We start from the raw sequence: 22537 nt of genomic DNA, 5'->3' as shown, positions 1-22537 counted from the left end.
AATATAACTGGATTAGTAGTTGCTACTAGCCGCAACAGCCTCGCATGAAGAACGAAGGCCAAAAAAGTGCCTTCGTTCCTCAAGGGGCAATTGAAAGAAGCTGCCCCTCGGGTCCTGGCAAGGCAAGACCTCGAGAGACAGCCTCTTACGAGAAGGAGCTCAAATGCCGTTTAAGCGAATCAATCGTCCGCGGAGGCGTCGCATCCCGGCGGATAGATGCCGGCAGGGAATGCCAAACCTCGTAGAGTATGGGCAAATCCAACCCAAGCGATCGAATTCTTCGTTCTTGCGCGAACACTTCGTTAGGCGTCCCTTCCATGACGCAGCGGCCTCCGTCGAGGACGAGTATCCAATCTGCCCAAGAATAGGCTAAGTTCATGTCGTGGGTAGCCATCGCGACGGTAATCCCTTGCGCATGGATCCGATTTAATTCTTCGACGAGCTGAAGCTCGGATTGACGATCCAAATACGCGGTCGGCTCGTCTAGCAAGAGCAATTCGGGCTCCAGTACCAACACGCCGGCAAGGGCGATCCGTTTCTTCATGCCGAGGCTCAGCTGATGCATGGGGGTTTGCGCCCATTGCTCAAGACCCATCGCGGATAGCATATGCTCGGTACGACGCCGAATGTCCGGCTCCGCAATCCCCGCATTGCGCAATCCGTAGGAGATGTCCTCATACGGCGTGTTCAGAATCAATTGCTGCTCGGGGTCCTGGAACACAAGCCCGATCTTCCTTCGCAGCTCGCGAAGCCGGCCTGAGGAATACTCTAGCGGTTGGCCTTTCCAACTGACCTTGCCGATGGCCGGACGATGAATTCCGATGGCGTGCAGGAATAGAGTCGATTTGCCTGAGCCGTTATGACCGCAAATCGCGGTTCTTCTGCCTTCGGGCACGACTAAGCTCAAACCCCTCAGCGCTTCTTTTTTCGTGCCGGGGTAGCTATAGCGTACCTGATCTACTTCCAGTATGGGATTTATTGATATTCCCTCCATCGCAGCCAACATTCCGCCAGCAATAAAATAGTAAGCCCGATTCCGGTTTCGAGCCGATAACGATAGGTTACCGGCTCGGCCTCGTAGGGAGCCATGCGGATCTCGTCGGTAAAGCCTCTAGAGATCAAACCGTTCGATAAACCCTTGTAGCGGTGCATCGTCTTGACAAACAATCTAACGATTAAGATCGCCATGTCGTTAAGCTTGTTTTTGAATCCGTAGTGCCCCCCTCGCGCCTTCTGGGCCACATACATATCGTGCGCGGTGTCCATGAAGAGAAACAGAAACCGATACGTAATCAGCATCAGCTCCAGCACGAGAGAAGGGATCCTCAGCTTAGCCATCACCTGTAACAATTGCTGAAAGGGCGTCGTTAGGATAAGGAAGAACATCACGGATAGGCAGGCAAGCATCCGGCAGAATAAGAAGCCCGCTGAGGCTATGCCCTTCTCGGACAAGGCAATGCTCCCCATTTGTAAATCCAAGACGAGCGCCGGGAGACTGGCGAGGAAGAACAGACAGGAGCCTCCGAGCAGCAACAATCCATGCACGGCGGGTATTTTCGCGTGTCCGATAATCCAAAAGAGCATCCAGGCGACGATCAACAGTTGTACGGGAGGTTGCGATACGTAAGCGAGCAGGAACAAAATCGCCGCGAAGCCGCATTTCCACAAGGGAGATGCGGCACGCAGCGCGTTCCCGTAGGAAAGCGAGTCGATAAGCTTAAGCATCGTGCTTGGATTTGTCCTTGGATTTGTCCTTGGATTTCCCTTTGAAATAACCGATTACATAGCCGATCACTCCCGCGCCTATCGCGGCTTGCAGGGCGAACAGCATGCTCTCGGTCTCGGAAGGAAGCTCGAAGAACGAGGAGAACCATGGTTCGTAAGCAGGGTGGATTTCTTGGATCAAGGCTTCGGCGGCATCGTCGGCTCCCCCGAATTCGCCGTTGATCAGAAGCAAGGGCAGAACGGCAAGCAGAATGACGGCGGTCAATAGGAGAATGTTTCTTGTAGCTAGTCTCATGCGTGTTTTACCCCTTTCATTTTGCGTTGGAGAATCGATAACTCGTCCGTGCTGTGCGATTTGAGCCAGCCCCAGATCAGAACGGTGAGCAATCCTTCGCTAATGGCGAGAGGAACTTGCGTCACGGCGAAGATTCCGCCGAACTTCAAGAACGAGGCGATGAAACCGCCGCTCTCGGAAGGGAAAGCAAGCGCAAGCTGCGCGGAGGTCACGACATAGGTGGATAGGTTAGCCAGCGCCGCGGCGCAGAAGATCGCGAGATTCTGCTTGCCGGAAGCTTTCATCAGCCATTTGTACGCGAAGTAGCCGATGATCGGACCGCAGACGGCCATGGAGAAGGCGTTGGCGCCGAGCGTCGTAATTCCGCCATGGGCAAGCAGAACGGCTTGGAACAGAAGGACGATGGAGCCCAGCACGCTCATCGGAAGCGGACCGAACATGACCGATCCGAGGCCCGTCCCGGTCGGGTGGGAGCTGCTGCCGGTAACGGAAGGGATCTTCAACGCGGATAGCACGAAGGTAAAAGCCGCGGCCAATCCCAGCATCAGCTTAAGCTCGGGAGTTTCTTTGGTGATCTTCCTGAGCGCTCTTAAACCGAATACGAAGAACGGGATGAATGCCGCCCACCAGAACACGGCCCAGCCGACGGGGAGGAAACCCTCCATAATGTGCATGGCATAGGCCGATTGAGGTTCATTGATTAGAAAATACCCAACGAGCCCCAGAACGGCAAGCAATAATCGAACGCTACGACTTACTCTCATACGAATTTCCTCCTTAATAATAAATGCGCAACAAAAAAAGACCGATCCGTCAGGATAGGTCTAGGAGTACGTAGCAAAAGACAACACAGCCATGCCGTTGTCAGTTGGATATACGCACACCTCTCCTCTCCGCGAAGGAATAGGGTGTAATCGATTAGGTAGGTCTCCTGGCTCTCGGATCGGCATTGCCTCCGTCTTCCCCGGCTTAAACGCCGAGTGACATAGTGGAGGGAACTCCCCGATTACAGTGGCGGGACCGCTCGGGATTTGCACCCGATTCCCTGTTACCCCTTGATAAGACAAGGGCACCTCATCGATAACATATGATTTTTACTAAAGCTTATTCTAACAGATAACCTCTACTATTTGTAATCTATTTGATCTATGTTGAACCTAATCTAAAGATATGGGGTTCAAGGCTCTATTAGCACTGTTCTTTCAGTGAAGGAAATTAGAAGATTTAGTCGAACTATGTAAACAGCGATTACGAGAGCATGAAGACTTACATCAAGGTTCGGACATAAGGAGAAGATGGCCGCAGGATGAGTTCATTCAACAGCTTAGATACCGCCACTCGGGAGCAACTAGCCAATAAAAACCGACTGCTTGAACAAATGATAAGCATGATAGACGCGGCGATCTGGTCGTATGATTTGCTTGCGAATAAGATCAACTTCGCTTCGGAGGCGTTGACTAGAATTACCGGATATCCGCTGAAGAAATTCATGGACGTCAACGATTGGATAACGACGGTGTATCCGGAGGATATCCCGATATTCAAGAAATTATCGGCCAACATCAGGCAAGGCATTCCCGATCAGCGCGAATACCGGATATGGCATGCGAACGGAGAGATTCGCTGGCTTCAAGTCGGGATTATGCCCAGTCTTAACGCGGATGGAGAAGTGACTCAATTCGATGGAGTCATCATCGATATTACGGATAGAAAAAAGATGGAAGACGAGCTGCACAAGAGCGAGCAACGCTACAAATCGCTGTTCGAATACAATTCGGACGTCATATGCGAGCTGGATCTGAACGGGAACGTCATGGATATTAATCCGACCGCGGAGAAAATAACGGGCGAGCGGTTGCTGGGGGCGGACGCGAACTTCTCGATGGACGACGTATTCGGGAAGGACAATATCCAACTCATGACGGAGTATTTCCAGTTAGCTTTGCAGGGAGTGTCCCTAACGTTCGAGATGACGTCGCGGCACAAGAGCGGCAACGTGTTCCATTGGGAAATGAAACCGGTTCCGATCTACGTGAATCACCAGATCACGGGCGCTTTCGTCATCTGCAAAGACATTACCGCCAAGAAGAGCATCGAGAAGGCGCTAAAGGATCGCGAGACGCAATATCGGATGATCGCCGACAATATGACGGACATGTTGGGCATGCTTGACCTGGAGGGCAACATCCTGTTCGCCACTCCTTCCTGCGGCAAGGTGCTAGGATTGGCGGAAGAGTCTTTTCGCGGCAAAAAACTGATCGATTACTTGCATCCGGAAGATAAAGACACGTTGCGACGCGAAATAGCTATGTTGATCGAGACGAAAAGAGACAGACTGATGCGATACCGGATTCTTCACGCGGACGGTGCCGTGCTCCATCTCGAATGCATGGGTACCCCGGTATTCTGCGATGGCGGAAACGTTCGAAGTATCATAGCACTGGGAAGGGACATTACGGAAAAAGTAAAAATCGAGAAGGCGCTTATCGAAAGCGAAGAACGCTATCGGCAAAGCGAGGAACGTTACCGAAGATTGGTGGAGTTGTCCCCTGTAGCGATCGCCACCTATAAGGATGGTAAGATCACTTATATCAATCCGTCCGGGATGAAGATGGTCGGAAAGGAATTCCACGGCGATAAGATCGAAACGGATATTATCAAAGACTGGGTTCATCCCGCTTACCAGAAGTACGCGACCGAGCGGATGGAGAATACGTTGCTTACCGGGTTCACCGCTCCGGGCGAATTCCAGATTATCCGCACGGACGGCCAAGTCATCGACATCTCTATGCTCTCTATCTACGACTCTAAATCTTCCTCCATCCAATTGATGTTCGAGGATATTACGGTCAGGAAACAATCGCAACGGAAACTGATCGAGAGCGAATTTCGGCATTATCGCCTGTTGACCAGCTTGGACCGATTTTCCCGCGACCTCTTCGGCGTCATGAAAGTGAGCCAGTTGGAGAGGCGCCTGGTGAGAGAAGTACGGGAGGTTATTAAATCCAACCGGGTGAGCTTGCAAGAGGTCGAACACAACGAGGATCGATTATGCGAGATCATCGAGACGGACGAGGGGTATCATCTTAAGATCGGCGAGATCAGAGGCAGAAGCTATTTGCTCTGCATCGATGAGAAGCCCGCCTCCTTGCAGATTACGACCCAGAGGGTATGGCTTCAGACGATTGCCCGATACGTCAGCGTTCTATTCGATAACTTCTTGTTAATAGAAGACTTAAGCAGGGAACTGGAACAGAGCGCGGCCCAGCAAGTCGGTCCGACTTGGCTCCTCCGGCTGTTGTTCAACATCTCCGAGAACGAGAGGAAGCGCTTATCGCAGGATCTGCACGACGCGGCGCTTCAAGAACAGATCATCTGGTATCGCAAGCTTGATCTTCTCATGATGGACGAGTCGATTACCGGGGATGTCCGGGAACAATTGGGACAAATCGCGGAGGGACTGTTGGACGTTATCCACCAGATCCGGATCACTTGCAACGAATTAAGGCCACCTCTGTTAACGGAGGAAGGATTGACGACTTCCCTGGAGGCGCTGTTCGACTTTACCCAATTGCGTACGAACTATTGCATCCAGTTCGATGCGGCCGACTACGATCATACGATAAGCGATGTCCTATTAATCGGCCTCTATCGTATCGTGCAGGAGCTGTTGGCTAATGCCACGAAGCATTCGCGGGCAACGGTGGTGCGGATCGCGTTGTCCAGCGGATCCGATCATATTCGCTTGACGTATGAAGACAACGGAGTCGGAATGGACTTTGGAACGATGAAGGATTCGTATAATCGAATGGGCATCCACGGCATGAAGGAACGGGTACGCAGCATGAACGGACTTATCGAATTCGGCTCGTCGAAGAGTAACGGGCTCGCGGTCTCCATTACGATTCCCGCGAATGGATAACGTAGAATGATTAACTTCCGAGGTGCGACAGCATGATACATATTCTATTAGTGGACGACCACCCATCGGTCATGGAAGGGACCAGAATGATTCTGGAGCAGGAAGGAGACATGAAGGTTGCGATAGCGAATAGCGCGAATGCCGCGCTAGAGCAAGTCAACGCGCGGCACTACGATATTATGCTATTCGATCTTCATATCGCGGAGATTAACGGAATCGATCTAGCCAAGCAAGTATTAACGATGAAACCCGACGCGATTATTTTAATCTATACCGGCTTTGAATTTAATAACCATTTCAACTTAATGATCGAAGCGGGGATAAGCGGCTTTATCCTCAAGACCTCGAATCGGGAACAGCTCGTAACGGCCGTACGGTGCGCGTTGCGCGGAGAAGCGGTCTTGCCGATCTCCTTGGTTAGGCAATTGCGCAGAACGACGTTGCAAGCGTTGGAGACGAAGGATTGGAAGCAATCGGCTCTTGCGATCAGCAATAAGGAATATGAAATCCTGAAAGAAATCGCCAAAGGAAGAAGCAACAAAGACATTTCCGAGATCGTGCTGATGAGCCAGCGTTCGCTGGAATATTGTTTAACGAATCTCTTCAGCAAGCTCAACGTCAAATCGCGGGTCGAAGCGGCGATCAAGGCGAAACAAATGGGTTTTTTGACGGACGCGGACTTTATCCAATGAACTTGTATAACGGAATACATCGTTAGCCATAACGGTCCCATTCACGCCGTCGCGTGATGGGATTTTTTTTTATTGCGCGCCCATGCGAGATTCCGAAAAAGATTTGCGCGGTCGCGCCATACATTTTCGGTTACCAATAACTTTAGCCCGCTTATGATCAATCTAGTCCTTTAGAATCAGGGGTCGATTCTTAGCTAGTAAGGAGGGTACAGATGGATAATCAAGCAGGCGTTAAGGATTTGTTAAACAGCGCGATTGAATCCGTGAGCCAGGTTATTCCGGCGGCAACGGAGGTTTATCCGCCTAAAGCCTTTCAGCAAACGACTCTTCAGAGCCACATGAGCGTGCTGGTCGGCATTACCGGAGACGTATCTGGGCGCGTGGTGCTTGAGGGAGAAGGTCCTACCTTCAGCAGTTTAGGCGAATCGATGTTCGGGATGCCCCTGCAAGGCGAAATGCTTCACAGCTTCGTAGGCGAAATCGCGAATATGATCGCGGGAACAACATCATCTATTCTGTCTCAAAAAGGACGAAAAATCGATATTACGCCTCCGACCGTCGTGGTCGGGACATTTCAGATGTTCGGATTCGAGCAGGGAATTTCGGTCCCTATACATATCGCCAACGTTGGCGAAGTGAATATGATTTTACTTTTACAGAAATAAGGAGTGGCTTTAATATGGCAAACATTCTGGTCGTGGATGATGCCGCTTTCATGCGGATGATGCTCAAAGACATTTTGCAGAAGAACGGACATACGGTCGTTGGAGAGGCCGCGAACGGCAGCGAAGCAATCGCGAGATATAAGGAACTGGGACCGGACTTGGTCACGATGGACATTACGATGCCGGTGATGGAAGGAATAGAGGCCGTCAAACTGATCAAGGAAGCGGATCCGAAAGCCAGAATCATCATGTGCTCGGCAATGGGACAGCAAGGGATGGTCGTACAAGCGATACAAGCGGGGGCCAAAGATTTTATCGTCAAACCGTTCCAACCGGATCGCGTACTGGAATCGATTGAGAGAGCGATAGCCAATTAGTCCATCCTGGGGGAGTGGGTAACGATGCGAATGAATAAAGGCGTCGAAACGGAATTCGAGGGACTGCTCGAGGATTTTAAATTATATTTGCAGACGATGGATCGACCGGAGCTCATACATCTCTACAAGGAAATGCTGTTTATCAGGTATTATCTGACGGCCCTCTCCATGAAGCCGCTGCTCGAGCCCGAGCAAGCGAAAGAAATCGTGGATTATTTGCAAGCGCAGATCGGACAACCAACTTTGGCGATGAATGGAGTGTTGGCTCGTGAGATGGTTCAGTAATTTACGGACGGCCGTGAAGCTTGCGACCGCGTTTACGGTTACTACGATTTTATTGGTGTTTATCGGATATTCCGGGTTAACCAATCTGGGGAAGATGGATAAACAGGTCGTGGATATGTACGAGACCAACTTAGTGCCCGTCAACGATCTGAGTTATATTCAGACTCTCTACCAGACGATCAACGTCGATCTTCGGGACATGAACATCTTTGCCAGAACCGAAGCGGAGAACAACGAGTACAAGGAAAAAATATTGGCGAGCGCGAAAGAAATCGAAACTAGAATCAATAAATTCAGCCAGTTGGCCACGTTGAGCCAAACGGAGAAAGACGACTTGAAGCTGCTTGCCCCAGTATGGAAGCAATATAACGAACTATTGGACAAGGCTATTGAACTGAATAGCGAAAATATAAGCTCCGAGGAATTCACGAAACATTTGCTGACGGACGGCCTGAAAGAAACAAACGATAAGCTGGGCGAGATCGTCACAAGGCTGGTTCTTTTCAACCTTGACGTAGCGGATGAAGCGCGAGCGGAATCCGACAAGATTTATAAGTCCTCCAGATCCGTAACTTTCGGAATTATGATTGCGGCGGTGCTCATTAGCATCGGATTCGGATACGTCATTTCCCGAATGGTCGCCAGTCCGCTAAACCGTATGGTCAAGCTTGTCGGCCAAGTAGCCAAAGGAGATCTAAGCGAAACTTCGGATATCCATACGAAGGACGAAATCGGAATACTGGCGACGTCCGTTAACGATATGGTTCTGAATTTAAGGGGAACCGTGGGCGGGATTCTGGTATCGGCGGAAAGCGTCTCCGCGGCTTCCCAGCAGATCTCGGCGAGCACGGAGGAAATCGCCAGCGGAAGCATGAGCCAAGCGAACGCCGCGCAAACGATGAACGAGCTATTCCGGGAGCTCTCGATGGCCATCAATTCCGTCGCCCGGAGCGCGGAACAAGCATCGGATCTGTCCAACCAAACGATGAGTATCGCTCAAGAGGGGGGCAAGGTCGTTCAAACGTCCATTAACGGGATGACCCGCGTGAACGAACAGATGTCCAAGCTCGAAGAGGATTCGAACAAAATCGGGGAAATCATCGAAGTGATCGACGATATCGCGGAACAGACCAATCTTCTTGCGCTGAATGCCGCTATTGAAGCGGCCCGTGCGGGAGATCAAGGACGCGGATTCGCGGTAGTCGCCGACGAAGTAAGAAAATTAGCCGAACGCAGCGGCGAGGCGACCAAGCAGATTACGAAAATCATTAAGGGTATGCAGGACAACACCGCCCAAAGCGTCAAAGCGGTGGAAGACGGAGTCGTTGCCTCGCAAAAAACCGGCGAAGCTTTCGAGCATATTATGGCCATGGTGAACGAGACGGCCCACAAAGTGACCGAGATCGCCGCGGCGAGCGAGCAGCAGGCCGCTCAATCCTCGGAAGTGCTCGGTTCCATCGAGAGCATATCGGCGGCCACGGAAGAAGCGGCGGCCAGCAGCGAGGAAACCGCTTCGACCGCCCAATCCCTTGCGCAACTAGCGGAAGAATTAAATAGCTCGGTATCCATCTTCAAGATATAGGCTGGAGGAACCTACGTGCGGAGAGTAAAAGTTAATCTTTCGATTAAGTCCCGGTTGATCGTCGCTTTCCTCGCGATCCTTATCTTGCCATGCGTCGCGATCGGTTGGTTCTCCTATCAGAAAGCGGCAACGCAAGTGGAAAACGAGATTCTTGCGAATGCGAGGCAGGGCGTGCAAATCACGGATAGCCAGATTACGGATTTCTTTGCCTCCGTAACCTCGGATATGGATTATCTGGCCGGACAGCTTCGCGACGAGATGGCCGACGGCGAAGAGAGCGGGCAAATCCGGGCGGTTCTGGATCCGTATAAAGCCGTTCACCCTCAATTTCAAACGGTGTTCTACGGCAACGAAGACGGGCTTATTATCCGCTCTCCCGAGCAGTACGTCGAGGGGTACGATCCAAGAGAGAGACCCTGGTATACGAGCGCAATGGACAACAAAGGGAAAGCGATCATTAACGATCCTCACGTATCCGCCACGTCCGGGCAGATCGTCGTGGTTCCCTCCAAGGCGATTAGCGATGGGCGCGGCGTTGTCGGGGGCAATCTGGATATTTCGAAGATAGCCGAAACCGTGAATCAAATCAGAGTCGGGGAAAAGGGTTATGTCACGATTCTGGGGGAAACTCCGAGCTATTTGATTCATCCGACAATTGAACCGGGCACAGAGGCCAAGGAGGCTTTCGTTTCCCGATTCTACGAATCGGACGCCGGAACAATCGATTACGAATTTAACGGAAAAAGCAAAAGAGCGGTATTCATGACGAACGAATTGACCGGTTGGAAGATTGTCGGCGCCTTGGAAAAGTCCGAGATTACTAGTGCCACGAGAAGTATCCTATATACGACGGTAGCGGTCATCGTTGTTGCCGTATTGCTGGGCGCGTTGCTCGTGATCGCGATTATCCGTTCGATTACCTCGCCTCTTCAGCGCTTGATAGGCGCGACCGCGACAATCGCGGACGGGGATTTGACCCAGGAAATCGCCGTGCGTTCCAAGGACGAGATCGGCCGGTTATCGGTCTCCGTGAACGACATGAGCCATAAGCTGCGCGATTTAATCGGCGGAGTGTTAAGCGCGTCGCACAATGTCGCGGCAGCCTCCGAGCAAATCTCGGCGACGACGGAGGAAATCGCGAAAGGCAGCTCCGTGCAAGCCCAAGCTTCTCAATACATGCACGAGCAGTTCAGCCAGCTCTCGCACGCTATTAATGCCGTTGCGGTCAGCGCGGAGGAAGCGTCGCAATTAGCGGCCAATACGACCGTAATTGCTCGCAAAGGCGGCGAAATCGTTAGGCTCTCCGTAGAAAGCATGGGTCAAGTAAGCTCGCGGATGGAGCAGTTGGAGAAAGACTCCGTTAAGATCGGGGAAATTATCGAGGTCATCGACGACATTTCGGAACAAACGAATCTGCTGGCCTTGAACGCGGCCATTGAAGCCGCGCGTGCCGGCGAGCAGGGGAGAGGCTTCGCGGTCGTCGCGGACGAGGTGCGGAAGCTGGCCGAGCGCAGCGGAGAGGCCACTACGCAGATCACTTCGATCATTAAGGAGATGCAGGCGAACACCCACAAGAGCGTAACCGCGGTTTCCAACGGCGTTAGCCAGTCCAGGCAGACCGGACAAGCCTTTGAGGAAATCGTCGGGATGATTAACGAGACGGAACATAAAGTGAATGAAATCGCCGCCGCCAGCGAACAACAAGCGGCGCAGGCGGACGAAGTGATGCAATCGATCGAAAGCATCTCCTCCGCGAGTCAAGAGGCCGCGGCGGCATCGGAAGAAACGGCCGCGACCTCGCAATCGCTTGCCTTGCTGGCAGAAGGTTTGAACAAGTCGATCTCCATTTTCAAAGTCAATTCATCACGAGAACAAGGGTGAGATCATGCAGGCGGCACAATATGAGCAATATATCGAATTCGATATAGAGAAAGAGCAGTACGCCATTCGAATCAGAGATATTCATGAGATCATCAAAATTCAGGACATCACGCCGATTCCTAACGTCACGCCCTACGTCAAAGGGGTTATTAACCTCAGAGGCAAGATCGTGCCGGTCATCAGCCTGCGGAATATGTTCGGGTTTCAAGAGAAGGAATATTCCCGAACGACGCGGATCATCGTTGTCCATCATATGGAGGATACCGTAGGAATTATCGTTGATCGCGTAAATCAAGTCACGACGTTCTCGGACGTTCAACTTCCGCCCGAGCGGGTAGGAGGCGTAGACGGTAACTACTTCGTAGGGATCGGCATAACGAATAACGGTCTCGTCGGGATCTTGAAGCTGGACGAAGTCTTGCTTCGCGAACAGGAGTGAACGAGTAGATGCTAGCCGAATATAGAGAGGTTTTTCTCGAAGAGCTGGACGAGCAACTGCAACTCATGGACGATGTTATTTTGCAACTAGAGCAGAGGGGCGGGACCGAACGGGACGTGCAAAGCCTGTTCCGGGCCGCCCATACGTTGAAAGGCTCATCCGCGGCAATGGGTTACGAGGAAATGAAGCAGCTAACCCACGAAATGGAGCATTTACTGGATTTGGTAAGAAGCAAGCAGCTTGAGGTGTCCGGTTCGCTAATCGACCGGCTCTTCCAATCGTTGGACTGTCTGAAAGAGTTGAGAAAAGATATCCTGCGCAACGATGGATCGGTTACCGACATTTCCGAATGCGTTAGGGCGCTTCATTCCTTCGTGAAGGATTCCTGCCGTTCTTCGGGCCCGCCAAGAGGCGCGGAATCGAAGCGGCCGGCATTAAGCATGGACGTCGCGCTAAGAATGCAGGAGGCCCAAGATCTCGGGCTGAAGGTTTATTGGATCGGCTTGCAAATTTCCCCTGAGTGCGTGATTCGAGGCGCGAGGTTCTATGTCATTCACTCCAACCTAAGCAACTGGGGAGAGATTCTTCATTCCGATCCGGAAATAGAGGGAATCGGCGAGCATAGCGAGGTTCCCTTCGAGTTCCAATTTCTCTATGCGGGGAGTCAAGAGCTTCAAGAGCTGGAACAGCTTGTCGCCTCCTTATCGGATGTTGCCGGCGTGAACGTGGAGTCCGTCGCGAACGAGGTTCTATACGTCAGCAACGAGGCAGAGACGCAAGCAAGCAACGCAAGCGCCGGAGAACCGCCAACGGGCAAGTCCAGATCCCAATCGGTCCGCGTAAACGTGGAGCGGCTGGATCATCTCATGAATCTCGTCGGCGAGCTTGTGATCGACCACACGCGCATCCATCAAGTGGAGCGTACGCAGAGACGGAGATTCTCCGATGATACCGTGAACGAGCTCGGGCAAATTTCCGACCATCTTTCCCGAATCATCGGGGATTTGCAGGAAAGCGTCATGAAAGCCAGAATGCTGCCGATCGAACAGCTCTTCAACCGGTTTCCCCGCATGATTCGCGACTTGTCACGGGATTTGGGCAAGGAAATCGATCTTGCGATGGAGGGCAAAGAGACGGAATTGGATCGAACGCTGATCGAGGAAATCGCGGACCCGCTAATTCATTTAATTCGCAACGCCATAGATCACGGAATCGAGAAGCCGGAGGCAAGAGAATCGGCCGGCAAGAATCGTAAGGGCACTCTGCGGATCAGAGCGGCGCACGAAGACAATCAGGTCGTCATTTACGTAGAAGACGACGGTTCCGGCATCAATCCGGCCAAGATGAGAGAGTCCGCGCGGAACAAGGGGATCATTACCTCGGAGGAGGCGGAAGCGTTAAGCGACCGGGAGGCGATCGACCTGATTTTCCGTCCGGGGTTCTCTACGGCCAGCATCGTAAGCGACGTTTCCGGACGCGGCGTCGGAATGGATATCGTCAGAAGCCATATCGAGAAGCTGAACGGCATGATCGATATCGAGACGGCATTGGGCAAGGGCACTTGCTTTAAGATCAAGCTCCCGTTAACGTTGGCGATTATCGTCGGGCTGCTCGTAAAGCTGCACCAGCAAACCTTTATCATTCCGATGAGCAATATCGCCGAGATCGTTAGAATTCCCTATGAAGACATACGAACGGTACGAGGACAGCAAGTGGTCTTGCTGCGCAACCAGGTCATTCCAATCGTCTGGCTTCACGTTCATTTCCAGATTCCGAGAGTGGAACGGGCGAAGAGCCATATTCAGCTTGTGATCGTGGGCTCCGCGGAGAAAAGAATGGCGCTTGCCGTAGACGAGCTTATCGGCAACCAGGAGGTCGTCATTAAATCGCTCGGTTCCTACGTGGGCAAAGTGGACTGCATCGCCGGTTCGACGATATTGGGCGACGGGAAAGTAGCGCTTATCCTAGAGGTGCCGGGAATTATCAATCATGCGGCCCGGAGGACGATCGTATGAGGCCTTCCCCGGCAATGGATCAGGATTTCGTCCAGTTCATGGGGCTCTTCAAGAAACGAACGGGCATCGATCTTGCGTTGTACAAAGAAAATCAAATGAAGCGCCGGCTCGCCAACCTCAAGGATAAAAGAGGCTTCGGCACGTTCGTCGATTTCTATTATGCGATGGAGAGAAGCGCCGAGCTGCTCGACGAGATGCTGGAACATATGACGATAAACGTGTCGGAATTTTATCGCAACGCCCAGCGTTGGAGCATCATGGAGAAACGGGTTATTCCCAGCGTGCTTCAGAACAACGGACGAATCAAATGCTGGAGCGCCGCGTGTTCCACGGGAGAAGAGCCCTACAGTCTGGCGCTTATGCTTACGGCTTTCCTAAGCGTGAAGGATATTCAAGTGTTGGCGACGGACATCGACAAAAGCGTGCTGGAGAAGGCAAGAGAGGGAGTATACCAAGCGGATTCCGTGAAAGAGGTGCCCAAGCCGTATCTCGACCAATATTTCACCTTGCGGGACCGCCGTTATGCGGTATCCGAAGAGATCAAACGCTGCGTCCGGTTCAAACAGCATAACTTGCTGGCCGATCCGTACGAGAGCAACTTCGATCTGATCCTATGCCGCAACGTCCTTATCTATTTTACGGACGAAGCAAAGGAAACTTTGTTCGAGAAGTTCGGCAAATCCCTGAAGAAGGGCGGTTATCTCTTCATCGGGGGCAGCGAACAAATCGTTCACCCGCAAAGGTACGGTCTTGAGCCAATGGATACCTTTTTTTATAGAAAACAATAAGGGAAGAGATTCATTGCCGAAAATAAAAGTGCTTGTTGTAGACGATTCGACGTTTATGCGCAAGCTGATTCCGCGCTTGATCGAAGAGGACGAGGCCATACAGGTTATCGGAACGGCGCGCAACGGATTGGAAGCGATCGGCATGGTCATGGAGCATAAGCCCGATGTCGTGACATTGGATATCGAGATGCCGGAGATGGACGGGCTGGAAGCTCTGGATAAAATCATGGAGAGGCGCCCGACGCCTATTCTTATGCTAAGCTCGCTTACGCAAGAAGGCGCGGACGCCACGATCGCGGCGCTGCAAGGCGGGGCCGTGGATTTCGTGTTCAAGCCGTCGGGTTCGGTCTCGACGGATCTCTTCAAAGTGAAAGACGAGCTGATCTCCAAGATCAAACAAGCCTCGCAGATGCCGCTTAGATCTTTGGTTTCCACTAGGAAGGCCGTTTCCCGGAATGGCGCGGGGCAGCCGGTCCGAGATAAGCTCGGACTGACGAAGGAATTCGACCAGATCGTAGCTTTGGGTACTTCCACGGGAGGGCCTAAGGCGCTTGAAACCGTGATAACGGCGTTGCCCGCAAGCTTCCCCTTCCCGGTGCTAATCGTTCAACACATGCCGCCTAAGTTTACCAAATCATTGGCCGAAAGGCTGAATCGCTTATCGAACGTACGGGTAGTAGAAGCCGAGAACAACCAACCGGTGTTGGGAGGTACGGTCTACATCGCTCCCGGCGATTATCATATGAATGTCGTGCAAGCGAACCGAGAGTTCAGGATACAGCTTCATCAGCAGCCGGTCCGTAACGGTCACAGGCCTTCCGTCGATGAGCTGTTCGACTCGGTATCGCAATTAAAAAACCTAAAGAAACACTTCGTGCTCATGACCGGAATGGGGAGCGACGGGGCAAGAGGGATGCTGAACGCCAAACAAACGGGAGCCCGGACGACGATCGCGGAATCGCAAGAAACGTGCATCGTGTACGGCATGCCAAGAGCGGCGGTTGAGCTAGATTGCGTGGACTATAGGATCCCGTTGCACCTAATCGCGCCGAAAATCTTGGAAGTCACGGGTTGGCCGGCAAAACAGCCCTAACGCGCCCGTTGAATGGAGATCCGTTTCTTTCTGGTGAAATCCCCCTTTGCGACAAACAATATCCATATTGAACAAATAGTTAGTTAACATTTTTATATTATCATTGTGAATTGCGGGGAGTTCATCCGGAGGAAATAAAGTATAAATTGAGGTGTCTGATTGAATGCAGCACGAATCATCCTATTTATCGGACGTCGTTGCTAACTTTGCCAAGAGTTTTGGTTTAACCGAAAGAGAAAGAGAAATCGTCTACTGCCTTTCGAGATACGGGTATAGCAACAGGCTGTTGGCGAACGAACTGTTCATAACGGAGAAAACGGTCAAAAACCATATCGCCAAAATCCAGGAAAAAACGAAAACCTGCTCCACGAGAGAATTGCTGTCCATGGTTGTCTCCCAATCTATTATGCATCATTTGAAGTTCGAAGAAGAAACCGTGGCCATTGCTCTATAAAGCAAAGTATTAAGGAAGTATGAGTGAAGCTAATCGGTTCTTAAATGTTAATGAATATAGTTGCTAATACCTATCCTTTAGACTTAATGGTAATTAAGAACTAAAGGAGCTATATTCGATGCACTCGCCAACGACGACCAGACACAAAAGGTTACGGAAATTTACCATTCGCAAGTTATCGACCCGGCTGCTGATATCGACCCTGATTATTGCGCTCGTCATTATCGCATCGATGTCTCTCGCGCTCTTCATCCCGAACTCGGCGCTCTTCAAGAAGCAGATTAACGGCGAGCTGGAGCTGAGGACGAACGCGGTCGCCGCGTTGATGGACGAGGTGCTGCAGGACAAGCTTACGAAGCTTGAGACGGTAGCGGGAATCGGCAACAGTTACGGCATGGACGAAGAGAAGCATTTGGCGTTAGCCTCCGCGTTCATAGCGGATAATCCCGGCTTCGGAGGTTTGGTGTTCTCGTTCGATCTCACCGGCAAAGAGGGAACTTCCGATACCGGAGACAAGATAGACTTGTCCAGCCGGGCTTACGTCAAGATCGTCGCGCAAGGGAAGTCCGCTATCTCCGATCCCGTGATGTCCGCGCTTGATCCTTCCAAGTTAGTCGTGGTGTTCGCGGCTCCGTTGATGAAGGACGGCCAGCCTTACGGCTTCTACGCGACGAGTTATTCGATAGAAGAGGCGACCAAGAGCGTCGCGCAAGCGAAGATCGGCGATACGGGATATGCGATTCTGATGGACAGCACGGGGAACGTCGCCAGCCACCCCGACCCTTCGCTGGTCATGAAGAAGACGGTATACGACATGAAGATTCCCGAAGTGGAGAACGCGTTCGAATCGTCGAAGAAGGGCGAGAACTCCAACTTCGCATACACCTATAACGGCATCAAGAAAATCGGCTATTCCAGCGGGACCGAATCCGGATACGTCATTCAACTGTCCGTTCCGGAAAAAGAGCTGATGGCGCCCATTACAAGGTTGATGTGGACGACTATCTTTACGGCTTTGATCGTTACGTTGGTTACGCTAGCGGTCACATACTTGTTCGCGAAGAATATCGTCAAGCCTATCGTATACATAACGAACATAGTGAAGGTATTGGCGCAAGGCGACTTAAGGCCGCGCCTGCAAGTGAAGTCCAATGACGAGCTCGGGGATCTGGCGGACAATATGAACGAAATGCTGGAGTCGCTGTCCAGTACCATCGAGCAAGTAAACTCCGCATCCGGCAGCGTGGCTTCGTCGGCCGAGCAAATATCGGCAAGCACGGACGAAGTCGCAAGAGGAAGCGTAGACCAAGCCGATCGCGCCCGCGCGATGGCCGAGCTGTTCGAAAGCTTGGAGTCCTCGATTCAGTTCGTGGCTTCCAACGCTAATCTAGCTAAGGATTATTCCCAAGAAGCCGTGAATATCGCGGAAGAAGGGACCGATATTATCAATCGTTCCATCGGCAAGATGGGACAGGTCAACGAGCGGATGGAACTGCTCGAGAAGGACTCCAAACAGATCGGCGACATTATCGAAGTGATCGACGGAATCGCCGAGCAGACGAACCTGCTCGCTCTGAACGCGGCCATCGAAGCGGCGCGGGCAGGGGAACAAGGGCGCGGCTTCGCGGTCGTGGCCGATGAAGTCCGCAAGCTGGCGGAGCGCAGCGGCGACGCGACGAAGCGGATTACCGCGATCATTAACGGCATGCAGAGCAGTACGTCCAAGTGCGTGGCGGCGGTTAGCGAAGGGGTGTCCCAATTCGCGTTGACGAGAGATTCGTTCGAAGGGATCGTGCGCAAAGTCAACGAAACCTCGCATAAGGTCGGCGATATCGCCGAGTCCAGCATCGATCAGACGACCAAGGCGTCCGAAGTGCTGTTAACGATAGAGTCGGTAGCCTCGATCAGCGAAGAAGCCGCCGCCGCGGCGGAAGAGACGGCGGCAGCCTCGCAGGAGCTGTCCAAGCTGGCCGAACGATTATACGAGTCGGTGGAGATGTTCAAGATTAAATGATCGGCATTCCCTGCATCGGCAACCCTTTCGGGGTTGCCGATTGTTCTGGCTGAATCGAAATTTACATTACATAAGACGAGGGGCTGAATGACGTTGAAGGCAAAGCTGTACAGATGGTTCAGGCACAATTTTAAAACGAAGCTGATTTCCGCATTCGTGTTGATTCTAATCATTCCTTCCATATCCGTGGGGGTATTTGCTTACGGAACTTCGAAGAGCGAGATTGAAAACCAGATCATGAGCAGCGCGGAAGAGAACGTCAAACTAGTCGACTCCATCATTAGCAGCTCGATGGAATCGAAGAAGACGGATGCGGATTATTTCGGCAAAAACATTAATGCGAGCATGTATGAAGGGGAAGAGAGCCCCGCGGTTAGAAAAATGTTCGATATGTATATGGATATGCACCCGGAAGTAGCCAGCATAAGCCTTGGAACCGAAGAGGGGCTTTACGTAAGATCGCCTAAGCAAGAAGTGAAGGCGGACTTCGACCCCAGAACAAGAGATTGGTATATAAGCGCAATGGCGAGCAGAGGGAACGCGATTATTACCGCGCCCTATATTTCTTCCGTAACCGGGGAGATCGTCATGACGGTCGCCCAGGCGACGGCAGACCAAAGCGGCGTCATAGCGGTTACGCTCGGGATCGAAGAGATCAAGAAGCTGGCCGAATCGGTCAAGATCGGTCAGGAAGGATACGTTCTCATACTGGACGGCGCCAGGAAATTCGTCGTTCACCCGACCAACAAGCCCGGGACGGAGGCCAAGGAAGCCTTCTTCGATAACCTGTATCAAGAGGACTCGGGACAATTCGAATATTATTATCAAGAAAAAGATAAACGAATGTATTTTACGACCAACGCCGTGACAGGGTGGAAGGTAGCCGGAGCCATGCATCTCTGGGAAGTCGAGGATGCGACGAAATCGATTTTCTACAATACGTTTATTACCGTTCTGATTTGCCTAGCGATTGGCGGAGTCGTAATCTATTTCATCCTGAGATCGATACTTAAGCCGATTGTTGGCCTTAAAGCGCACGCTATTCAAGTAAGCAAAGGCAACTTAACGGAAAGCTTGCATTTGCGATCGAACGATGAGATCGGCGAATTGGGCCGCGCGTTCGCCGAAATGCAACATAATCTCCGTTCGTTGATCCAAGACGTAGAAGGCAGAGCCGGGCAAGTCTCCTCCTCCGCCGAGCAGTTGACGGCGAGCGCGCAGCAGACAAGCGCCGCGACGGAACAGGTCGCATTGGCCGTACAAGAGGTAGCGAGCAATGCGGAGAAGCAGACTAACGGAATCGACCTCAACCTGCATGCCATGAATGATATCTCGACGGGCGTAGGCCGAATCGTCGATAGCGTGACCGTCCTGTCCGATCTGTCGAGACATACGATCGTGCAAGCGGAAGAGGGCGGGGAGTCCGTTATCCAGGTCGTCAATCAAATGAACTCCATTCATGAATCGGTCGGGCAATCGGACCAAATGATTAAATCGTTATACGAGCGTTCCAAGGAAATCGGCACGATCTCCGACGTCATCGGCGGGATTGCGCAGCAGACGAACCTGCTTGCTTTGAATGCCGCCATTGAAGCGGCAAGAGCGGGCGAGCACGGAAAAGGATTCGCGGTAGTCGCTGCCGAGGTTCGCAAGCTGGCCGAGCAATCCCAGGCGTCCGCGCAGCAAATATCCGAACTCATTATCGAGATCCAAAAAGAAACCAAACAATCCGTGGAAACGATGGAAAAAGTCACTCATGACGTCGGTAACGGATTGGAAGTTTCTAACGATACGATCTTCAAGTTCGAACAAATCTTGACCAGCATGAGAGAAACCACGCCGCATATCGATGAAGTATCGGCGATTACGCAACAAATTTCCGCCGGCGTTCAAGAAATCGTTGCCGTGGCGAACGAGCTCGCGATGATTGCCAAAGGAAACGCGGCGACGTCCGAGGAAGTCGCCGCCTCAACCGAGGAACAGTTGGCTTCGATGCAAGAGATCTCATCGTCGGCGCAATCGCTGTCTTCCTTGTCGGAGGAGCTTAAGCAACTGATCAATAAATTTACTTATTAATTTAACCTATGGCCCTCTTGGACTCCGCCTTCCGCGCGGTAATGTCCGAGGGGGCTTTTCCGTGAAGCGGGAAGTTCGTCCACGCGCGGAAACCCCGCCAATTGCCATGCCCCAACAACTTCATCAGCTACGTCAGGCATGACTCGGCTCGTCGCGCTGAGTTTTGCCCGCGTAGAACATACGGCCCTCTTGGGCACCGCTTTCTTTGGCGGTAATCTCGGCAGGGACGAGCTTGTATACGGCGGTTTTGCTTCCGAGCGAGGAAACGTATTTCTCGACGTGGCTCTTGGCCAATGGATGGTCGTAATAGCCCGGAACGTATTTGTCCAGCATGCTTTGCATGGCCGCGGTCGCTTCCTCGAGCTCTGCGACTAAAGCCACGGTACCGAATAGCATGACGCTCATAAAAGCGGTATCCGTATTGGCCGGTACGACGTCGGTAATCGTGCCTTGATCTTCGCATACGGTGAAGCAGGCCCGGGAGTTGCTCTGCAACATCGTGATTTTTCTTCCCTCGGAAGCGCCGTGGAAATAGATAGTCCCGTTCCTCCATACGTAGTTCAACGGAATAACGTAAGGGGCATCTTCCGAACTTAATCCGAGGAAACCCGTTCTGGCTTGTTCGAGAAAACCGTTGATTTTGTAGGGATCGGTACATTCTCTTTTGTACATTCGAAGGGGATTCATTATTATTCCATCCTCTCTCGTTCCTGTGGTAAAATCATTTTAGACGTAGTCTGTCCTAGTTAAAAGTGACAGATTCTATCTAAATCAGAGGGACAGTCGGAGGCTGGCAAGCGTAATGATAGGATTATCCCCGATTCTAGATAAACATAGCGAAATACCGATCTATAAGCAGCTATATGATTATATTAAGCAGGAGATCGAAAGCGGCGCGTTGCCGGAAAATAACCGATTGCCCTCCATTCGGCAATTATCCGCGCACTTAATGCTAAGCAAAAATACGGTGGAAACGGCATACCAGCAACTGCTTGCCGAAGGTTACGTCCATAGCAAACCCCGAAGCGGGCTTCACGTCCTTCCGCTGGAGCGCATCAAGCCGATGAACGGCGCCGTCCCTACAAGCGACGAAAAAGTCAGGTATGCCGGGAGTTCGTGTGAGCGGAAGATTTTGTGCGATTTTCACTATGGCGACGTCGAGCTAGGGAAGTTCCCGATAAAAACATGGAGAAAGTGCTTGCTGGAAGCGCTGGATTCCGAGGGTTACGGGGTTCTCGGTTACGGCGATCCGCAGGGCGACTTCGGCCTCCGCGCGGAAATCGCGCAATACCTCTATCAAGCCCGCGGAGTCTCCTGTTCGCCGGAGCAAGTATTTCTCTGCTCGGGCACGCAGACGTCCATTAGTTTGCTATGCCAGGTGCTGCCGTTACCGGACCGGGTGGCGATGGAAGATCCGGGATACGATGGCGTCCGAACGGTGCTCGCCAATCACGGCCGAGAGATCGTGCCGATTCGATTGGAGTCCGATGGTTTGAGCTTGGACGAGTTGGGACAACAAGCCGTTCGCGCCATATACGTGACGCCGTCGCATCAATTCCCGCTAGGAAGCGTGCTCCCCGTCCAGAAGCGAAGCAAGCTGCTGCAATGGGCGTACGAGAGCGACGGATTGATTATCGAGGACGATTACGATAGCGAATTCCGTTACCAGGGTCAGCCTATCCCGGCTTTGAAGGCGATGGACGTCGGGGATCGGGTGGCGTACATGGGGACGTTCTCGAAATCTTTCCTCCCCGCCGTGCGTATTAGTTATATCGTGTTGCCCGACAGGCTGGCGGCCGGTTTCCGTCAAGGAATCGCTCCGTATAGCCAATCGGTATCGCCTTTGCTTCAGAGAGCGATGCTGATTTTCATGCGGGGAGGACACTACGAGAGACACGTTCGCAAAATGAGGAAGCTGTACCAGGGCAAGCATCGTACGTTGCTGAAAGCGATCCATCGGCACTTCGGGGAACGGGTCGAGGTCATCGGGCAAAAAGCGGGACTGCATCTGCTGCTCGACGTTTATAATCGTAATAATAGGGAATTAATCAAACTTGCATCGGAGCATGGCGTCAAGGTATACGCGCCAAGCAGCCATTGGACGGATCCGGCGCAATGTCCGCCTTCCTACTTGATGCTAGGATTCGGAGGTTTGAGCGAAAGCCAAATCGAAGAAGGGATTATCCGAATGAAGCAAGCTTGGTTTGGCAATTCATAGAGCTGCCTTAAGCAGA

20 protein-coding genes and 1 riboswitch are annotated in these 22537 nt (G+C 52.1%); of the genes, 15 read left to right on the top strand and 5 right to left on the bottom strand.

Going from position 1 to position 22537, the window contains the following annotated elements:
* Positions 1–145 precede the first annotated feature (145 nt).
* The 4 genes from FPL14_RS12890 to FPL14_RS12875 are packed head-to-tail and all read right to left on the bottom strand — an operon-like array spanning position 146 to position 2784.
* The gene (locus FPL14_RS12890; RefSeq protein WP_182303368.1) at positions 146–994 is read right to left on the bottom strand and encodes an energy-coupling factor ABC transporter ATP-binding protein; all 849 of its coding nucleotides are present in this window, start codon (positions 992–994) and stop codon (positions 146–148) included.
* A complete protein-coding gene (cbiQ, locus tag FPL14_RS12885; RefSeq protein WP_182303366.1) occupies positions 976–1725 on the bottom strand; it encodes a cobalt ECF transporter T component CbiQ in 750 nt (249 codons plus the stop codon). The genes FPL14_RS12890 and cbiQ overlap by 19 nt, the downstream gene beginning before the upstream one ends.
* Positions 1718–2020: an energy-coupling factor ABC transporter substrate-binding protein gene (locus tag FPL14_RS12880; protein ID WP_182303365.1), complete on the bottom strand. Its 303-nt coding sequence runs from the start codon at positions 2018–2020 to the stop codon at positions 1718–1720. The genes cbiQ and FPL14_RS12880 overlap by 8 nt, the downstream gene beginning before the upstream one ends.
* Positions 2017–2784, bottom strand: a complete 768-nt coding sequence (locus FPL14_RS12875) for an energy-coupling factor ABC transporter permease (RefSeq protein ID WP_182303364.1) — start codon at positions 2782–2784, stop codon at positions 2017–2019. Before FPL14_RS12875 ends, FPL14_RS12880 begins: the two co-directional genes overlap by 4 nt.
* Positions 2785–2924: 140 nt before the next feature.
* Positions 2925–3112: riboswitch (cobalamin riboswitch) on the bottom strand.
* A 214-nt stretch (positions 3113–3326) separates the two neighbouring features.
* Between FPL14_RS12875 and FPL14_RS12870 the strand changes: the two genes are divergently transcribed.
* From FPL14_RS12870 to FPL14_RS12805, 14 genes are all read left to right on the top strand, one after another.
* Complete coding sequence (locus FPL14_RS12870; protein ID WP_182303363.1) at positions 3327–5942, top strand: PAS domain S-box protein; 2616 nt, start codon at positions 3327–3329, stop codon at positions 5940–5942.
* A gap of 32 nt (positions 5943–5974) precedes the next feature.
* Entirely contained in the window at positions 5975–6634 is a 660-nt protein-coding gene (locus FPL14_RS12865) for a response regulator transcription factor (protein ID WP_182303362.1), read from the top strand.
* Positions 6635–6846: 212 nt separating this feature from the next.
* Positions 6847–7299, top strand: a complete 453-nt coding sequence (locus FPL14_RS12860) for a chemotaxis protein CheX (RefSeq protein WP_182303361.1) — start codon at positions 6847–6849, stop codon at positions 7297–7299.
* Between the two features lie 14 nt (positions 7300–7313).
* Positions 7314–7676, top strand: coding sequence for a response regulator (locus tag FPL14_RS12855; RefSeq protein WP_182303360.1), 363 nt, complete (start codon positions 7314–7316; stop codon positions 7674–7676).
* A gap of 24 nt (positions 7677–7700) precedes the next feature.
* Positions 7701–7961, top strand: coding sequence for a hypothetical protein (locus FPL14_RS12850; RefSeq protein ID WP_182303359.1), 261 nt, complete (start codon positions 7701–7703; stop codon positions 7959–7961).
* Complete coding sequence (locus FPL14_RS12845; protein WP_182303357.1) at positions 7945–9543, top strand: methyl-accepting chemotaxis protein; 1599 nt, start codon at positions 7945–7947, stop codon at positions 9541–9543. The genes FPL14_RS12850 and FPL14_RS12845 overlap by 17 nt, the downstream gene beginning before the upstream one ends.
* Before the next feature lie 15 nt (positions 9544–9558).
* Entirely contained in the window at positions 9559–11424 is a 1866-nt protein-coding gene (locus FPL14_RS12840; RefSeq protein WP_182303355.1) for a methyl-accepting chemotaxis protein, read from the top strand.
* 4 nt (positions 11425–11428) lie between these two features.
* Complete coding sequence (locus tag FPL14_RS12835; protein WP_182303353.1) at positions 11429–11863, top strand: chemotaxis protein CheW; 435 nt, start codon at positions 11429–11431, stop codon at positions 11861–11863.
* Between the two features lie 8 nt (positions 11864–11871).
* On the top strand, positions 11872–13878 hold the full coding sequence (locus FPL14_RS12830; protein ID WP_182303351.1) for a chemotaxis protein CheA: 2007 nt from the start codon (positions 11872–11874) through the stop codon (positions 13876–13878).
* Positions 13875–14666, top strand: a complete 792-nt coding sequence (locus FPL14_RS12825) for a CheR family methyltransferase (RefSeq protein ID WP_229263899.1) — start codon at positions 13875–13877, stop codon at positions 14664–14666. The genes FPL14_RS12830 and FPL14_RS12825 overlap by 4 nt, the downstream gene beginning before the upstream one ends.
* A 13-nt stretch (positions 14667–14679) precedes the next feature.
* Positions 14680–15759 carry a protein-glutamate methylesterase/protein-glutamine glutaminase gene (locus FPL14_RS12820; protein ID WP_182303349.1) on the top strand — a complete coding sequence of 360 codons (1080 nt, stop codon included), beginning with the start codon at positions 14680–14682 and terminating at the stop codon, positions 15757–15759.
* Positions 15760–15922: 163 nt separating this feature from the next.
* The gene (locus FPL14_RS12815; RefSeq protein WP_182303347.1) at positions 15923–16213 is read left to right on the top strand and encodes a response regulator transcription factor; all 291 of its coding nucleotides are present in this window, start codon (positions 15923–15925) and stop codon (positions 16211–16213) included.
* Between the two features lie 118 nt (positions 16214–16331).
* Entirely contained in the window at positions 16332–18227 is a 1896-nt protein-coding gene (locus FPL14_RS12810; RefSeq protein WP_182303346.1) for a methyl-accepting chemotaxis protein, read from the top strand.
* Positions 18228–18314: 87 nt separating this feature from the next.
* Complete coding sequence (locus FPL14_RS12805; protein ID WP_182303345.1) at positions 18315–20303, top strand: methyl-accepting chemotaxis protein; 1989 nt, start codon at positions 18315–18317, stop codon at positions 20301–20303.
* 132 nt (positions 20304–20435) lie between these two features.
* Here the strand turns inward: FPL14_RS12805 and FPL14_RS12800 are convergent, their stop codons facing one another.
* Entirely contained in the window at positions 20436–20990 is a 555-nt protein-coding gene (locus FPL14_RS12800; protein ID WP_182303344.1) for a pyridoxamine 5'-phosphate oxidase family protein, read from the bottom strand.
* A 115-nt stretch (positions 20991–21105) separates the two neighbouring features.
* Between FPL14_RS12800 and pdxR the strand changes: the two genes are divergently transcribed.
* Positions 21106–22521 (top strand): MocR-like pyridoxine biosynthesis transcription factor PdxR, encoded by a 1416-nt coding sequence (gene pdxR / locus FPL14_RS12795; RefSeq protein WP_182303343.1) that lies wholly within the window; start codon positions 21106–21108, stop codon positions 22519–22521.
* Positions 22522–22537: the final 16 nt, after the last annotated feature.

It is taken from the genome of Cohnella cholangitidis, assembly GCF_014107495.1.
Taxonomy (GTDB): Bacteria; Bacillota; Bacilli; order Paenibacillales; family Paenibacillaceae; genus Cohnella; species Cohnella cholangitidis.
The sequence above is the reverse complement of the archived record's forward strand: the minus strand, read 5'-3'. Positions and strand labels throughout refer to the sequence as shown.

What these genes read in the sequence shown, in the direction of transcription:
- FPL14_RS12830 (WP_182303351.1), top strand. Translation starts at nt 11,872, where the DNA reads ATGCTAGCCGAATATAGAGAGGTTTTTCTCGAAGAGCTGGACGAGCAA.
- FPL14_RS12865 (WP_182303362.1), top strand. Translation starts at nt 5,975, where the DNA reads ATGATACATATTCTATTAGTGGACGACCACCCATCGGTCATGGAAGGG.
- FPL14_RS12850 (WP_182303359.1), top strand. Translation starts at nt 7,701, where the DNA reads ATGCGAATGAATAAAGGCGTCGAAACGGAATTCGAGGGACTGCTCGAG.
- FPL14_RS12800 (WP_182303344.1), bottom strand. Translation starts at nt 20,990, where the DNA reads ATGAATCCCCTTCGAATGTACAAAAGAGAATGTACCGATCCCTACAAA.
- FPL14_RS12880 (WP_182303365.1), bottom strand. Translation starts at nt 2,020, where the DNA reads ATGAGACTAGCTACAAGAAACATTCTCCTATTGACCGCCGTCATTCTG.
- cbiQ (WP_182303366.1), bottom strand. Translation starts at nt 1,725, where the DNA reads ATGCTTAAGCTTATCGACTCGCTTTCCTACGGGAACGCGCTGCGTGCC.
- FPL14_RS12815 (WP_182303347.1), top strand. Translation starts at nt 15,923, where the DNA reads ATGCAGCACGAATCATCCTATTTATCGGACGTCGTTGCTAACTTTGCC.
- FPL14_RS12890 (WP_182303368.1), bottom strand. Translation starts at nt 994, where the DNA reads ATGGAGGGAATATCAATAAATCCCATACTGGAAGTAGATCAGGTACGC.
- FPL14_RS12875 (WP_182303364.1), bottom strand. Translation starts at nt 2,784, where the DNA reads ATGAGAGTAAGTCGTAGCGTTCGATTATTGCTTGCCGTTCTGGGGCTC.
- pdxR (WP_182303343.1), top strand. Translation starts at nt 21,106, where the DNA reads ATGATAGGATTATCCCCGATTCTAGATAAACATAGCGAAATACCGATC.
- FPL14_RS12870 (WP_182303363.1), top strand. Translation starts at nt 3,327, where the DNA reads ATGAGTTCATTCAACAGCTTAGATACCGCCACTCGGGAGCAACTAGCC.
- FPL14_RS12860 (WP_182303361.1), top strand. Translation starts at nt 6,847, where the DNA reads ATGGATAATCAAGCAGGCGTTAAGGATTTGTTAAACAGCGCGATTGAA.
- FPL14_RS12805 (WP_182303345.1), top strand. Translation starts at nt 18,315, where the DNA reads ATGACGTTGAAGGCAAAGCTGTACAGATGGTTCAGGCACAATTTTAAA.
- FPL14_RS12835 (WP_182303353.1), top strand. Translation starts at nt 11,429, where the DNA reads ATGCAGGCGGCACAATATGAGCAATATATCGAATTCGATATAGAGAAA.
- FPL14_RS12825 (WP_229263899.1), top strand. Translation starts at nt 13,875, where the DNA reads ATGAGGCCTTCCCCGGCAATGGATCAGGATTTCGTCCAGTTCATGGGG.
- FPL14_RS12855 (WP_182303360.1), top strand. Translation starts at nt 7,314, where the DNA reads ATGGCAAACATTCTGGTCGTGGATGATGCCGCTTTCATGCGGATGATG.
- FPL14_RS12810 (WP_182303346.1), top strand. Translation starts at nt 16,332, where the DNA reads ATGCACTCGCCAACGACGACCAGACACAAAAGGTTACGGAAATTTACC.